The following is a 15,294-nucleotide window of genomic DNA, read 5'->3' as shown; positions in this document are numbered from 1 at the left end:
TCTTTCAGTTGCTTTGCTTCACACTTGCCCAGCTCGCTTTCCATTTCCATTTTTTAGCATTGTGTTGGGCTCATACAGTTTTGAATTTTTAACGGTTTCATTCCATCATTTTTTAACGGCTTAGCCTTTAAGGCCGATTCAAATTTATATGTCTACTCATTTTTTATAATATTTCTTAATTTAATTTAAAAACAAGACCAACAGATGTCCAAATAATCTTGAATAAGGCAAGGAGTTATGAATTCATCTAATTCAAAGAAATATATAAGTTGAAAGTAATTGAAATGCTAAATCAATTGATGATATTACTAGAATTTTTAAAATCAGATTTTAAAATGGAAATAGGATTATTTTTTCTTTGAATCTTTTTCTGGTTCCTCTTTTTTAATATATACTTTGGATCCCGCTTTTAAATCTTTAGATATGGCAGTATAGGGACCGATTACGACTTCATCATTTTCATTAAGACCTTCAATAATTTGGATATAGTTTTGGTCTTGAATACCAGTGATAACATCTTTGCGAGCTACTGTGTCGCCCATTTTGATATAGACCGCCTCTTTGAAATGATTGTTGCTGATTTCTTTTTTTTCTTCTTCTTGCAATTTTACATTTTCTGGTTTGTCTATGGCTTTGGATTTCTTTTTTAATTCAGCTTCCGGATCATATGCTGTAACGGCTTGAATGGGTATACTTAATTTATTGGTTACCGTGTTGGTTTTAATTTCAACAGTCGCAGACATACCAGGTTTAAACGGTGATGAGTTGGTATTTTTGATCAAGTCCGTATATGAAGTTTTATCGATCCGAACTTTTACTACAAACTTAGTAACCTGATCTGTTGAGATACCCGTTAGACTATTTAAGTTAGACGCGCTATTAGATACTTCAGTGACTTGACCTTTGAATTTTTTATTTTGATAGGCGTCTACTTCTATGATGGTTTCATTTCCGACATTGACCCTGACGATATCATTCTCGCTGACTTCTACCTGAACTTCCATGGCATTGAAATCTGCAATTCGCATTAATTCTGTTCCACTCATCTGAATGGTTCCTACTACTCTTTCACCTTTCTCAACATTCAATTTAGAAATGATACCACTTGCTGGTGCTTTGATGGTGGCTCGGCCTAAATTTGTTTTTTGCTCCCTAAATAGCGCTTCGGCATCTTTTACTTGGTAAGAAGCAGATTCAGTTTGTCGTATTGCAGCTTCAATGGATGATTCTGCTGAACGAAGATTTGATTCTAAATTTTTGTATTGGGTCTCTGCTAAATCCAGATCTGATTGAGAGATAATGCCATCTTTAAATAATTGTTTGCTGCGATCTAGATTTTTCTTTGCATTTTGAAATTGTGCATTGACTTGATCTCTTTGAGCTTTAGCGGTATTAATTCCAGTCTTGGATGCACCTGCCTGAGATCTGGCAACATTAACTCCGGCGGCACCTCGTTCTACAGCTGATTTATAAGCGTCAGGATTGACACGAGCTAATACTTGACCAACCCGCACTGAATCACCTTCTTTAACATATAATTCGACGACTTCACCGGAGACATCGGATGAAATTTTTATTTCTGTTTCAGGATATATCTTTCCACTGGCTGAAACCGTTTCGATAATATCTCTGGTGCCTGCTTTTTCTGTTATTACAGCGACACCTTTTGGAGTCATTTTACTTTTATAAATAGCGGCACCAATTAATAATAAAATAAGTCCACTAAGTATCCAAATCCACCAATTTCTTTTTTTCGGAGTTGTCATATTTTAATTTTTAGAACATCTTGTTTATGATGAAATGATGCATTCATTTGCGCAATTGGATTACATATTTTTTCTGAGGCGTTGCAAGAAAGGTGAAGCAAAAATAAATCCCTGGAGTATTTCATTCGTACTGGTTAAAACGTCTTCACTTGTTCCGGTCCATTCTAACTTGCCTTCATGAAGGAAAATAATATTTTCACCAATTTCCATAACACTATTCATATCATGTGTATTAATCACAGTAATAATATTTTTTTCTTTTGTAATGGAAGCAATAAGTTCATCAATTACAATGGAAGTCTTTGGATCAAGACCACTATTCGGTTCATCGCAAAACAAATATTTTGGATTTAAAACTATGGCTCTTGCTATACCAACTCGTTTTTGCATCCCACCCGATAATTCAGATGGATATTTTTTATTATTTCCACTTAAGTTGACTCGTTCAAGGCAATAATCAACTTGCATGTGTTTTTCTTTCAGTGTTTGATGCGTAAACATGTCCAGTGGAAAACGAATATTTTCTTCTACGGTCATCGAATCAAATAATGCAGAACCTTGAAACAACATACCGATTTGCATCCGCAATTGTCTCAATTGTAATTTATTTAATTTATAAAAATTAACATCATCATACCAAACTTCACCTGAACTGGGTTCCACTAAACCTATTAATATTTTTAGCAAAACTGTTTTTCCAGCACCCGATCGTCCAATAATTAAATTGGTTTTTCCTTTTTCAAATACGCAGCTGATGTCTTTTAATACTTCTTGATTATTAAAATTTTTAATGATATGTTTTGCTATAATCATGCGGTCATCAACATTGCAATTACATAATCAGAAAGTAAAATTAATATGTTAGAGTAGACTACAGCTTGTGTGCTGGCATGACCCAATTCAATACTTCCACCTTTTACGAAATATCCCTGATAACAAGACACGGTAGTTAAAATAAAGGAGAATGTCAATGCCTTTACAAACATCATGGTAATATTATAAGGGATAAAAAAACTTCTCAATCCTTGTTCATATTCTTCATGTGAAAACCGTCCAAATGGAACACTTGCTATATATCCTCCACATATACTAATAAATGCACCGATACAAACTAGCATGGGAATAATCGTAAGTGCAGCTAGAATTTTAGGTTGAACCAAAAAAGCAGCTGTATTAACACCCATTATTTCCATAGCGTCAATATGTTCTTTCTGCCGCATTCCACCAATCTCAGAAGCAAGACTGGATCCTACTTTTCCTGCAAGTACCATACAACTAAAGGTAGGAGCTAACTCAATGATGGTCATATCGCGCACGATGTACCCTATATAATATCTTGGTATTAAGGAGTCGCCCATCTGATAAGAAAACTGAACTGCGGTCACAGCACCAATAAAAATAGAAATGATGGCAATAATAACCAAAGATCCAATACCAATACTGTTCATCTGTCGAACGGTCTCACGCCAATACATTTTTAAGTTTTCAGGTTTTTTGAAGACCTGACCCAGCCATAAGACATATCTACCTAAATGATATAATGTTTTCATTGTGCCGTAAAGGTAAAACAAAGGCAGGTAAATTTAATGAGATTTCGATATTTACCAAAGAGGTGAAATATGGACATCTAATACTTCATTTTAGTTCCGAGTTATCTCGTTTTATTGCACCAAAACCTTATCAAAATTCAGGTCAATCATTGATTCTTTATAAATTATTAAAGTGAATAAAATGATTTTAGGTTTGGTCTATTATTCAGTGGATAATAAGTAATTTCATACTAAAAGCGATCTTTCAATTACAAATAGGGCTGATTAAAGAATATTCAAATGAATATCATACTCCATTTATAGATACATGATAAAATATTATAGATACCTGATAAAATATCAAAAGTACAAATAGGTTAATTGAATTTAATACAGACATTCTTTGCTTCCGTAAAAAATCGCATGGCTTCCCAACCACCTTCTCGACCCACTCCACTGTTTTTAACCCCGCCAAATGGTGTTCTCAAATCTCTTAATAACCAGCAATTGACCCAAACGATGCCTGATTGAAGATTTTGGGATAGTCTATGAGCCCGATTTAAATCTCTGGTCCAAATGCTTGCAGCTAGACCATATTCACTTGCGTTTGCTAGTTCTAGGACTTCTGTTTCATCACTGAATGATTGTAAGGTAATTACCGGCCCAAAAATTTCTTCTTGATTGGTTCTGCAATTTGGGCCTAAATGTTCAAATACGGTTGGTTCCAGAAATGCACCATTCTGACACCTGCCTTCAGGATGAATTGTATTTCCACCAAAGAGAAGTGTTCCACCTTCTGATTGTGCTAGATGGATGTAGTTTGTGACCTTATCAAGATGTTGGGCTGAAATTAAAGATCCCATTTGAGTTTTTGAATCCAGGGGATCGCCAATTCGAATTGAGGCAACTTTTTGAATCAGATCGGTTTTGAATTTTTCGTAAATATCTTTATGGATCAGTATTCTAGAACCACAAAGGCAAATTTGGCCTTGATTGGAGAACGCTAATCTGCTCACTTCGGAAAGGGTTTTGTCATAATCACAATCGTTAAAAACGATACATGGATTTTTCCCACCAAGTTCGAGACTCAATTTCTTAAACATTGGTGCAGCAACTGAGCTTATGGTCTGCCCTGTTTTGGTTCCGCCCGTAAAGGATATGGCTTTTATTTTGGGGTGAGCGACCATGGCCATACCAACTTGAGGACCCAAACCATGAAGTATATTGAGAACGCCATCGGGTAATCCTGCTTCTTTAACAATTTTACCAAGTAAATAGGCTGTCGTAGGACTCATCTCTGAAGGTTTTGCAATAACACAATTTCCAGTAGCAAGGGCAGGTGCGATTTTCCAGGTAAACAGATATAGGGGTAGGTTCCAAGGAGAAATGCAACCTACAATACCAATGGGTTGTCTCAAGGTATAATTTATGGAGTCGGGGGCGCCATGAGATTCTGAAGCAAAATGCATCGCTGCGGTAGCAAAAAAACGAAAATTGGCAGCGGCTCTTGGGATATCAATGGTTCTGGAAGCCTGAAGAGGTTTTCCGGTATCACTAGTTTCTGCAAGTGCTAATTCTTCTAAGTGTTCTTCAATGCCATCTGCTATTCGATTTAATATCAAAAAACGGTCATTGGAGGAGCAATTTTGCCATGCAAGTTGGGATTTTGTAGCTGCTTCTACTGCAAGAAATACATCATCTTCCTGACTGGCAGGAATATTGCCGAACACCTCATTGGTAGCTGGATTGACAAGATCTAACCATTGATTTCCAACTGGGTTAGTAAATGAACCGTCAATAAAATTTTGTATTGTTAACATAGGCTTGAAATATTAAAGTATCTAAATATTGAATTTTAGATGGATACCAGTCATAAAATTAAACAATTAAACGAATTCACAATAGGGAAGTCAAATACGGTCTTCGGTCTCTTAATATTGAGTTAATTAGGATTGTTGATAGGATATTGATAAACATTCCATAGATTTTTTAAGTTAATGTAAAATAGGGTAAGGTTTTTGTAGTTATCAAAAACAAAATGAACTAACAATGAATAGGGCAATACCATTTTTAGATTTAGGCGATTTTATTCATGGAGATCAAAGCTTGCGAAACCAGTTTGTAAAGGAATTAGGGCATGCCTTCAGGCACATTGGATTTGTGGGAATCGTCAATCATGGAATACCCAGGGATATGGTTAAAGCGTTTTATGCTCAGGCCAAACAATTTTTTTCATTACCTGTAGAGGAAAAACGCAAATACGAAGTCCCGGGTTTAGCCGGGCAAAGGGGATATACTTCATTTGGAAAAGAGCATGCTAAACAATCCAGAGTAGCTGATCTTAAAGAATTCTACCAAATAGGCCAAGAGGTAGATGATTCAGATCCAATTAAGTCTGAATATCCTGATAATGTGATGACACAGGATTGTCCGGAATTCACAAAAATTGGAAATCAGTTGTATCGATCCTTTGAACGATCTGGAGCTTATTTATTGCAAGCGATTGCATTGGATTTAGGACTTGATGTTGATTATTTTGAAGCTAAAATACATCACGGGAACTCCATTTTAAGGGCCATACATTATCCACCTATAATTCAAGAACCGGATTCTGCCATTAGATCAGAGCAGCATGAAGATATTAATCTCATTACTTTGTTAGTGGGGGCTTCTGCCGGGGGGTTACAAGTATTAACCAAAGATAATCAATGGCTGGATGTAGTCACTGCAGAAGATGAAATAGTTGTAAATGTTGGAGATATGCTTCAACGTCTGACCAATAATGTTTTAAAATCTACAACCCACAGAGTTGTGAATCCTCCTAAGGAATCCTGGCACGTGCCGAGATTGTCTATACCTTTCTTTTTACATCCAAGAAGTACTATGGATTTGTCTTGTTTGGAACATTGCATTACCAAGGATCATCCTAAACAGTATGAACCTATTACTGCTGGGGAATATTTGAGTGAACGTCTTATGGAAATTGGTTTAAAAAAATAGTATCTTTGAACATTAAATATAAAAAATCATGAAATTACTTTTTTTTAGGAAATATTGGTGGCTGGGAAATGGTTGCCGTGGTTTTTGTCGTACTTCTGTTATTTGGAGGTAAGAAAATTCCGGAATTAATGCGTGGACTGGGTTCTGGTATCAGAGAGTTCAACAATGCAAAAAATTCAATTAACAACGAAATCAGGGAAGGAATGCGTGAAGCTGAACGCAAAGAACTTCCAGAAAACAAATAATACTTTTTTATCATTTTTAAATCATTGAATGTGAGGTATCTTGCAATCCTTATATGGATATTTAGTTGTTCGAATTTATCATTTGCCCAAACCCAAAAGATCGGTCATGTTAATTCTCAAAAGTTTTTAGATACCCTTTCTGAAACTAAACAATTAGCTGAACAGCTTGCAAAATATGAGCAATCGCTGACTGCCACTGGAGAACAAATGATCAAGACATTTCAGGAAAATGCCCGTAAATATCAACAAGACGTTAAAACAGGAAATTTGACGCCACTCCAACAGAAAGATATGGAAAGTAGTCTTGAAGTGGAACAGAATGCCATTGGAAAATACCAACAAAGCGCTCAGGAATCGCTCAATAAAAGGCGTCAGGAGTTATTGGCTCCGCTATTAAATCGTATCGATGAGGCTATAAAAGCAATCGGGAAAGAAGCTGGATATCAATTTATTTTTGATAGTTCTGCCGGGCTTATTTTTTATCCAGAATCAGAAGATATAACCCCTTTGATTTTAAAGAAATTGATGACTCCGAAATAATTAAATCTACATAATAAGAGTAGGCGCATTATTTTTGTCCGCTTAAAAATGATGCAGCTAATGGAGTTAAGTTTCCTAAGACGAATTACCAGTTCCGGAAAGTACATCTCTGTTGTTGATGGCTTGAGATTTTTGGCTATTGCCATGGTCATCATTTACCATCTGGATGGTTTTATTTTTCGAGAACTCAATCATACTTATCTTGATGCTAAAACAGTGTATTCCTGGTGGCATGCATTATGTCTAAGAGGGTATTTTGGCGTTGAATTATTTTTTGTGATTAGCGGTTTTATTTTAGCATTACCATTTACAGAATATTATCTCAATCAAGGGTCAAAAATTTCAATTCGAAGCTATTTTGTGAGACGTTTAACGCGTCTTGAACCTCCATACATTATCAGTTTAATCATTATATTTTGGGTTTATGTTTTTGTTATTCAAACTAAATCCTATGATGATCTCGCACCAAGTTTTTTATCTTCATTATTTTATGCACACACCCTGATCTATGACAGAAGTATTCTTCCATTAGTTAGTACGGTTACCTGGAGTTTAGAAATCGAAGTTCAGTTTTATATACTTGCACCTTTGTTGTTTTATGTATACTTTAAAAAGATTAATGATAGAAGAATCAATCTCATTTTCCTAACCTTATTTATTTCCAACTGCTCCAAAATATTGAAGCCAGATTTTTATTCACTGTATGAATATTTTCATTTTTTTCTGCTGGGTATTTTGTTAGCTGATTACTATATTTCCAAGGAGCGAATCAAAATTTTAGAACAATGGATACAATTATCTGGTTCATTCATGGTTGGATTCATCAGTTTTGTCATGATCATATTGACCGATATCACCTATATTGAATCCAAAGTAGGTATACTTAAAATGGGATTGAGCACAGTGCAATTAATGTTTCTTTTTATTTTCTTTTACAATGTATTATTTCGTGCGGGACCTGTTCGGTTTTATTCGAATGCTATCGTGACGAGCATTGGTGGGATGTGCTATTCCATTTATTTGTTTCACAATGAAATTATCAATGGCATAGGTTTTTATTTAATCAAACATCCATTTAGTTCTTATTACATTATGGATTATGTCTTGATATCGATTATACTTAGTGTGAGTATACTTATTCTTTCTACAATATTTTATATTCTGATTGAGCGGCCATGCATGAACAAGAGATGGCCTTCAGAATTATGGACAAAGTTGAGTGCGCCATTTGTAAAAGGGAAATAAGATAAACGATTTTTATTTCTTCTAAGAAATTCTATTAATTGAAAATTAATAAACGTCAATTAAAAATACACTTTATTAAAGTTGGACTTTGATGAATTAAAAAGCTAAACAATAATCGTGATTTTGTATTAGTATATAGTATTAAGCGAACCTTTATTTATACCTAAATTATACCTACTTTTACCTAATCAAATTTCTATCTATGCAAGATGCTTATTTAGTTGCTTACAATCGCAGTGCGGTTACCAAGGCGAAAAAAGGTGGATTCCGATTCATGAGATCCGATGATCTGGCAGTAATGATTATCCAAGGATTGCTAGCTAAAGTACCGGAAGTTAGTGGGTCATTAATAGATGATATCATAGTAGGATGTGCAAATCCAGAGGGAGAGCAGGGCTTGCAGATAGGACGTCAAATTGCATTGAGGGCTGTAGGTATTTCTACTCCTGGTATGACCGTGAATAGATATTGTGCTTCAGGATTGGAGACAATAGCAATTGCAACTGCAAAGATACGCGCTGGCATGGGAGAATGTTTTATTGCCGGAGGAATCGAAAGTATGAGCCAAATACCGATGGAGGGTTATAAGTTAGCATTGAATTACAATGTTGCAGATCAGCATCCGGATTATATTATAGGAATGGGTTTAACAGCAGAGGCGGTTGCAAAGAAATATAACATTTCGAGAGAAGATCAGGATGCGTTTTCATTTCGCTCGCATACACTTGCAAACAAAGCTCAAGAGTTAGGTTATTCTGACACAGAAATTCAAGCTATAGATGTCACTGAAGTTTTGGTGGAACAAAATAAGAGAATCGAGAAAAAATATACCGTAAAAGCGGATGATGGTATTCGGAGGGATACCACTTTAGAAGGATTGTCTACGCTCAAGCCTGTATTCGCATTAGGTGGTTCTGTTACTGCAGGGAATTCATCTCAGACTAGTGATGGAGCAGCGTTTTTTCTAGTGATGAGCGAACGACTTGTTAGATCATTGGGGGTTACACCTATCGGACGATTGGTATCATGTTCAGTAGCAGGTGTGGAGCCCTTATATATGGGAATAGGTCCATGTGAAGCAATTCCATTAGCTTTAAGACAAGCCCAATTGAAACTTGATGATATTTCACTTATCGAATTGAACGAAGCCTTTGCAGCGCAATCATTAGCCGTTATTCGTCAGGCAGGATTGAATCCTGACATCGTGAATGTAAATGGCGGAGCTATTGCCTTAGGACATCCATTAGGTTGTAGTGGAGCGAGACTGAGTATGAGCCTTATGAATGAATTGAATAGACGTAAACAACAGTATGGGATAGTGACTGCTTGTGTAGGGGGAGGTCAAGGAATAGCGGGGGTTATTGAAAGATTTTGAAAATATTAATTACTTACCATTATATCAAAATCACAAATTTTTAGAAGAAGAAATTTATTTTATCGTAGTATTTCTTTGACATCATGACGAACCACATATTTCGCTTTGGTAAAAACTAAATTGGTAAATAGTTTTTTCCATTGGCAAGGGCTGAGTGCATTTTGATTGGCGTTATAGCCCATCATATTATTACTGCCAGATGGCCAATTATTACAAAACCCACTATTGGGTCCGCCACAATCTGAATAGCAAGGATTCTTGTTGCATTCACGAGCTATGTCAAGATCTACATCTTTACATTCGTTGTCACAATAAAAAGAATGACACAAGCCCATAATATGTCCCATCTCATGACAAAATAAACTTGCAAAAGACCACCATCCGAATATACATTGATTTAACGCATTATCGTAAGCATCTTGTAAGACCAGTTCATTACAAAAATCAAGACCACACGCATATCCTTTTAAGTTGCAATCTTTATTCTGGTCATAATCAACTATAAAAATATGTAATACACTATCCCCATAAAGATATTTGCATTGGTCTTTTGATTTCCAATACCATACGCCATGTGTGGAATCTGATGTTTCTGTTGGATCTGAATATAGTTCTACGCGCATACGACTGTCGCCTAGAAATTGTGCTTTGCTGGTAGCGCTGTATTGTAAATCTCGGAGTATGGAATTGATATGATTAATCAATCGCTGAGCCCATATATTGCCATTGGTGACATGATCATCGGAAGGAGGTCCATTATGAAATCCACCATTCGCAGAATGGATATAATGTATGTTCACACGAATGGTATATCTAGGAAGTTTGGCGGTATCTAGATTGTTAATGTTTGTTATAAGATCTAATGAATCTTGTTGAACAGAAATTAAGGAGCTTGATTTTTGTTTTTGTAATCCTGTGGTTTTATGGCAACAATGAATATTTGAAAATAGGATGATTAATATGTTAATGCTGAATATAAATGATTTTAAATAAGGAAAATATTTATTCTTTGCAATAATTCTAGAAATACTTTGATTCATATTTTTTTGAATATATGGTTATTATAATTGTTGTGGTTTTGCGTGAGGGATAGTAGCGAAAATTCATCAATCGCATTTATTTATTGAGACAAAATCTAATGATGAATTGTAGCGGATAGCCCGACCCGAAGGGGCACGCCCAAAATCAAATATGAGATCAAATAATAGCCAATTATAATCAATTAAAATATTCAAATCTCTAAGTCGATTTTTTACGATGCATGTTATCCGTCGTAATAATATTGATCATCCCTAAAGGGCTATGACCTCAACAATATCAAAACATTTATTTTGCCACCACAAATCGTTGTGAGACGAATTTATTATTTGTTGCTAATCTTACGATATAAACCCCATTCGGAATATCCGAAATTTTATGTTTAATAACATGTTGGCCTTGAGGGTAAGATGAGGATTGAATGAGATCCTGAATTTTATTACCGCGTTCATCAAATATGGACATGTTGATCACGGCATCATGACTCAATACAAATCCTACTTTAATTTCATCCTTAACTGGATTGGGAACTATAGGATAAATGCTTGCATCTTCGTATACTATGTTGTCTGCTTTAGGATCTGAAGAACCTAAGAGCACATTCTCATCTCCTGGTAGCGCTATCACAAATGAAATCGGTAAATAAAACATTTCATCAGAAGTACCTTCACCCCAAGTGATGGGTTTTGGAGGATTGTTGGGGTTCACTGGATTATTGACTGTATTATCATAAGTGCAAAACGCATGAATTTCAGTATTGACTGGAAGTACAATGAGTTTGTTAAAATAATATCCCCCTTGCCAGTTGAAATCCCAGTCATTAATTTTTACCAAAGGGATTTTAGTGCCATCAGGAAGTTTTGCGTAGGCTTCCCATTTTTGTCCTAACATGTGACAGTGGGGCCAGATGCCTGTAAGACTCACTTGAAGTGGAATTTTATATACTGCATGAAATTCTTTAACCTGATTGGCAGGAATGATGAAAGGACCATTCACCAAATCCGTAGGCAATAATATTTTATTATAAACATAACGTGTAGCTGGCTTTTTTGCAAAAAATAAATTGACGACAGAGCTGTCTGCTTCATCGACACTCGTTGGAGCATAATGCATTTGGAGCACAAGATCAGATCCTTTGGGGACTTTTTGAGCCATTCCCGCAGTGAATTGGTTGGGTTTCTGTCCTGGAACATAGCCTGGAAGTTGTTCACCAGAAAGAGCACTTGACCCGCCACCTGTATAACCATATTCAGGAGATTTAGCATCTTCAGCACGGGCAGCTCCAGTAGGATCAGCCCAAAATAAGGTGTGGTGTACGGTCTTGGTATTTCCTGGTCGCATTTCGAGTGCAATAAGATCCTTGTCTTCTGTAAGATTGGTTGGTAATACGAAGTAGCGATATTCATCTTTTCCATTTCCTTTATGGATGTATTTTTTTGCAAAGGAAACGACCAGATCAGGAGTACCAATTTGGGATCCTGAAGGGTAATTTGGAAAAGGATAAAATTTAGATGGATCTCCTTCTGGCATTCCGTTGTCCACCCATTTACCTATTTGTACTATTTCATCATTGGTTAGGACGTTCTCGTGTTGAAAATTGCGATAGGATGGATCAGGTTTCCATGGTGGCATATATCTTGATTCCGTCACATACTTTATGGTTCCACCCCAATTACTCACTTCCTGATAGTTGGTTAAAGTAAAGGGACCAATCTCTCCAGGTCTGTGGCAACCACCACAATGCTTGTAAATAATGGGAGCAATGTTTTCATTAAATGATTGAGCATGAGTAAGCCCAGTTGCCATTATGATCAAGGAAAGGGAAAGTATGTATTTCATCATTTCAAAAATTATGTAACAAAATTAGCAAAATAAAACATAGCATCACATTTTTTCTAAAAAGCAACCAACAGCAGTGGTCTTTGGAATGGCTATTGGTATTCCTTTTAAGATACTATTCAGTCCATCACGCAAATCGGTTTGTGTGGCTCGAGACCGACGTTTTCCGATTTTTGCAAACAAATTATCGATCCTTCCCTGATAAACGATCTGATCCAAATTGATATTATAAACAACCACTTCCGGCATGACCTTGATATCAAATTTCTTGGCCCAGAACTGAGTTGAATCCATTTCTATGGGTATGGTTAAGTTATATCGATCAGCGAACGCCTGAGCATCATTCCGATCTGAGGCTGGGCTTGAAAAATAGGCGTGATATTCAAAACGATCATTGGAGAAATCTTTGTGGATGCTATTAATCTCAGGAATGTAGGCTTGGGTTATTTTACATTCTTCCAAAAGAAAAAAACACACTTTGAAATGATCCTGAGCTTGTATAATATCGCTAAAAGTGATGAAAAGGATTAGTAAGAAAAATGTTTTGAAATGCATCGTGCGTTTTAGACTAGGGAAAAAGGACTTGGTTTAATTTAACATCAATAATTAGAATTTAGTTGTTTTAATTTAATACACGAATCATATTAATTTTAATTTGTGATATCTATAACAATATCATATTTATCCAACAAACCAGGTATTCCGAATATAGAAAATTTTGCTTTGGTAAGGTAATTGATTTCCGGATCTATAGAATAATGGATTGCAGTTCTGAAGTCGGCGTGTTCAAGGATGGTTTTTTCGAAGGTGGAACCTGATAAATCGCAATTATCAAAAACAGCATAGGATAAATCGCATGTTGTAAAATCTACCTCATGTAATTGGGTAGATTTGAATTTCGTCTTTCTGATTTTGGTGCCGTAGAAGGATGCATGATTGAGTGTGCAATTCTCAAACTGGAAGGATAGTCCAAATTCATTACAAGATTCGAAGAGTAGGCCTAGCATCTTACAATCAACAAACTTAATATTTCTGAAAGCGGTCTTTGTGAGATTTGCCATACTTAGATTGCAAGCGTTGAATTCGCAATCTGTAAATCTGGTCTCTGAAAGATCGGTATTAGAAAAGTCACAATTTTTAAATAGGCATTGTTCATAGTCTCCTGATACAAGATGGGATAAGGTATAATTGATGTTTTCAAAAGTTATGTTTTCTAGGTAATTGTTTTTCATTGCAATGTCAGTTTTGTATAGTAGCTATGATGTTTAATAAATGAAACAAGATAGAATAAAAGGAATAGTTGAACATGAAAATTCTGGATTCAGATTCATCATTACAAATGTACTCAGATGATTCATAATTGTAAAATTCTATGTGAATTAAAACAAAATACTGAATTTTATTGAAATATTTTTTATTTTATTAGTTTTTAAAACGACTATCCTGTATGGTCGTAGTCGTTATATTACGTTTACTTACGGATCTTAACGAATCTATACGGATAACATACGACTCCCAAAATAGGGCACCCACATCTTTGCATCGACAATGTTGTCAATATCAAATTTTTTGTTTCACGTTTAAATTTTAATTTTATGAACTCTTTAAGAAATTCTGTACAACTCATTGGAAACTTAGGTAAGGATCCAGAAATGACCACCTTAGAAAAAGGTAAAAAAATAACCCGAGCGACGATCGCAACGAATGAATCTTACAAATCAAATAATGGTGATAAAGTTACGGAAACCCAATGGCACAATCTAGTAGCATGGGATGCAAAAGCAGAATTTATGGAAAAATACCTTAAGAAAGGCCATGAGGTAATTATTAAAGGCCGTATTTCGAATCGCAGCTATGAAGATAAATCTGGTGTTACCAAATACATCTCAGAAATCATCGTAAGCGAAATTGTCAAATTAACCAAAGATGCATAGTGTATTAGTTTTTTTAATGCTTTGAGTTGCCCTAATATTCAGGCTTACCGAGATAAGGTAAGCTTGAATTTTTTATTTGTGTTTTATTGGTGGAGATTATTTATATTATATTTGAATAAAAGAGTATACATTTATCTTATAAAAGCTAAAAAGCTTTAAAATATTTTTGTTATGCCTACCATCCTTGGTCACGCCCTATTCGGATTATCCTTGACTCCTTTAAGACCTTTCAGGGGAGAAATACTTAAGACCATGTTATTGGCCATGATGTGTGCTATGATACCCGATATCGATGTCATTGGATTTAGTTTTGGAATAAAGTATGGTTCTATGTGGGGGCATCGTGGATTTACACATTCCATTTTATTTGCAGTATTATTTGCATGGTTGATTGCTTGGGTATTTTATAGAGATTATAAAAATGACAGGGCTGTATTTATTTTTATCATTTATATGTTTTTTATGTGTACCATGAGTCATGGTGTATTTGATGCGATGACTGATGGTGGAAAGGGTGTAGGATTTTTTATTCCATTTTCGAATGAGCGAATCTTTTTTAATTATAGACCTATTCCTGTTTCACCTTTCGGATTTGATGTTTTGTTGACTGAGGCTGGTTGGTATATCCTAAAGGCAGAACTAATCTTTATTGGTGGCATTAGTATATTTACTGGGCTAGCATCTTGGTTGTGGAGATTAAAATCGATCGATAATTTAGATTGATAGAGATAATCTTCAGAACTTTTTGCACTATGCAAATAATAATTAAGTATTAAAAAAGTA

The 15,294-nt window shown here is 35.4% G+C and carries 15 protein-coding genes; 7 read left to right on the top strand and 8 right to left on the bottom strand.

Going from position 1 to position 15,294, the window contains the following annotated elements:
• Positions 1–347 precede the first annotated feature (347 nt).
• The 4 genes from IPK88_02285 to IPK88_02270 form a co-directional block, all read right to left on the bottom strand.
• Positions 348–1,766 carry an efflux RND transporter periplasmic adaptor subunit gene (locus tag IPK88_02285; GenBank protein ID MBK8242227.1) on the bottom strand — a complete coding sequence of 473 codons (1,419 nt, stop codon included), beginning with the start codon at positions 1,764–1,766 and terminating at the stop codon, positions 348–350.
• 60 nt (positions 1,767–1,826) lie between these two features.
• The gene (locus tag IPK88_02280) at positions 1,827–2,579 is read right to left on the bottom strand and encodes an ATP-binding cassette domain-containing protein (GenBank protein MBK8242226.1); all 753 of its coding nucleotides are present in this window, start codon (positions 2,577–2,579) and stop codon (positions 1,827–1,829) included.
• Positions 2,576–3,316, bottom strand: coding sequence for an ABC transporter permease (locus IPK88_02275; GenBank protein MBK8242225.1), 741 nt, complete (start codon positions 3,314–3,316; stop codon positions 2,576–2,578). The genes IPK88_02280 and IPK88_02275 overlap by 4 nt, the downstream gene beginning before the upstream one ends.
• 356 nt (positions 3,317–3,672) lie before the next feature.
• Positions 3,673–5,115: an aldehyde dehydrogenase gene (locus IPK88_02270; protein ID MBK8242224.1), complete on the bottom strand. Its 1,443-nt coding sequence runs from the start codon at positions 5,113–5,115 to the stop codon at positions 3,673–3,675.
• A gap of 229 nt (positions 5,116–5,344) precedes the next feature.
• Between IPK88_02270 and IPK88_02265 the strand changes: the two genes are divergently transcribed.
• The 5 genes from IPK88_02265 to IPK88_02245 all read left to right on the top strand — a co-directional run bounded on the left by IPK88_02265 (position 5,345) and on the right by IPK88_02245 (position 9,700).
• Entirely contained in the window at positions 5,345–6,295 is a 951-nt protein-coding gene (locus IPK88_02265; GenBank protein ID MBK8242223.1) for an isopenicillin N synthase family oxygenase, read from the top strand.
• Positions 6,296–6,363: 68 nt separating this feature from the next.
• Complete coding sequence (locus tag IPK88_02260) at positions 6,364–6,540, top strand: twin-arginine translocase TatA/TatE family subunit (GenBank protein ID MBK8242222.1); 177 nt, start codon at positions 6,364–6,366, stop codon at positions 6,538–6,540.
• Between the two features lie 30 nt (positions 6,541–6,570).
• Positions 6,571–7,080 carry an OmpH family outer membrane protein gene (locus IPK88_02255; protein MBK8242221.1) on the top strand — a complete coding sequence of 170 codons (510 nt, stop codon included), beginning with the start codon at positions 6,571–6,573 and terminating at the stop codon, positions 7,078–7,080.
• Positions 7,081–7,140: 60 nt separating this feature from the next.
• A complete protein-coding gene (locus IPK88_02250) occupies positions 7,141–8,325 on the top strand; it encodes an acyltransferase (GenBank protein ID MBK8242220.1) in 1,185 nt (394 codons plus the stop codon).
• A 202-nt stretch (positions 8,326–8,527) separates the two neighbouring features.
• Complete coding sequence (locus IPK88_02245; GenBank protein MBK8242219.1) at positions 8,528–9,700, top strand: thiolase family protein; 1,173 nt, start codon at positions 8,528–8,530, stop codon at positions 9,698–9,700.
• Between the two features lie 59 nt (positions 9,701–9,759).
• Here IPK88_02245 and IPK88_02240 read toward each other — a convergent pair whose 3' ends face one another.
• The 4 genes from IPK88_02240 to IPK88_02225 form a co-directional block, all read right to left on the bottom strand.
• Positions 9,760–10,740, bottom strand: coding sequence for a hypothetical protein (locus IPK88_02240; protein ID MBK8242218.1), 981 nt, complete (start codon positions 10,738–10,740; stop codon positions 9,760–9,762).
• Positions 10,741–11,026: 286 nt separating this feature from the next.
• Positions 11,027–12,580, bottom strand: a complete 1,554-nt coding sequence (locus IPK88_02235; GenBank protein MBK8242217.1) for a T9SS type A sorting domain-containing protein — start codon at positions 12,578–12,580, stop codon at positions 11,027–11,029.
• A 42-nt stretch (positions 12,581–12,622) separates the two neighbouring features.
• Complete coding sequence (locus IPK88_02230; protein ID MBK8242216.1) at positions 12,623–13,132, bottom strand: redoxin domain-containing protein; 510 nt, start codon at positions 13,130–13,132, stop codon at positions 12,623–12,625.
• 95 nt (positions 13,133–13,227) lie between these two features.
• Positions 13,228–13,809: a pentapeptide repeat-containing protein gene (locus IPK88_02225; protein ID MBK8242215.1), complete on the bottom strand. Its 582-nt coding sequence runs from the start codon at positions 13,807–13,809 to the stop codon at positions 13,228–13,230.
• Positions 13,810–14,172: 363 nt separating this feature from the next.
• Between IPK88_02225 and IPK88_02220 the strand changes: the two genes are divergently transcribed.
• A complete protein-coding gene (locus tag IPK88_02220) occupies positions 14,173–14,511 on the top strand; it encodes a single-stranded DNA-binding protein (GenBank protein MBK8242214.1) in 339 nt (112 codons plus the stop codon).
• Between the two features lie 171 nt (positions 14,512–14,682).
• Positions 14,683–15,234 (top strand): metal-dependent hydrolase, encoded by a 552-nt coding sequence (locus IPK88_02215; protein MBK8242213.1) that lies wholly within the window; start codon positions 14,683–14,685, stop codon positions 15,232–15,234.
• Positions 15,235–15,294: the final 60 nt, after the last annotated feature.

Origin of the sequence: Candidatus Defluviibacterium haderslevense (assembly GCA_016712225.1) — a bacterium.
In the GTDB taxonomy this organism is placed as follows: Bacteria; Bacteroidota; Bacteroidia; order Chitinophagales; family Saprospiraceae; genus Vicinibacter; species Vicinibacter haderslevensis.
The sequence above is the reverse complement of the archived record's forward strand: the minus strand, read 5'-3'. Positions and strand labels throughout refer to the sequence as shown.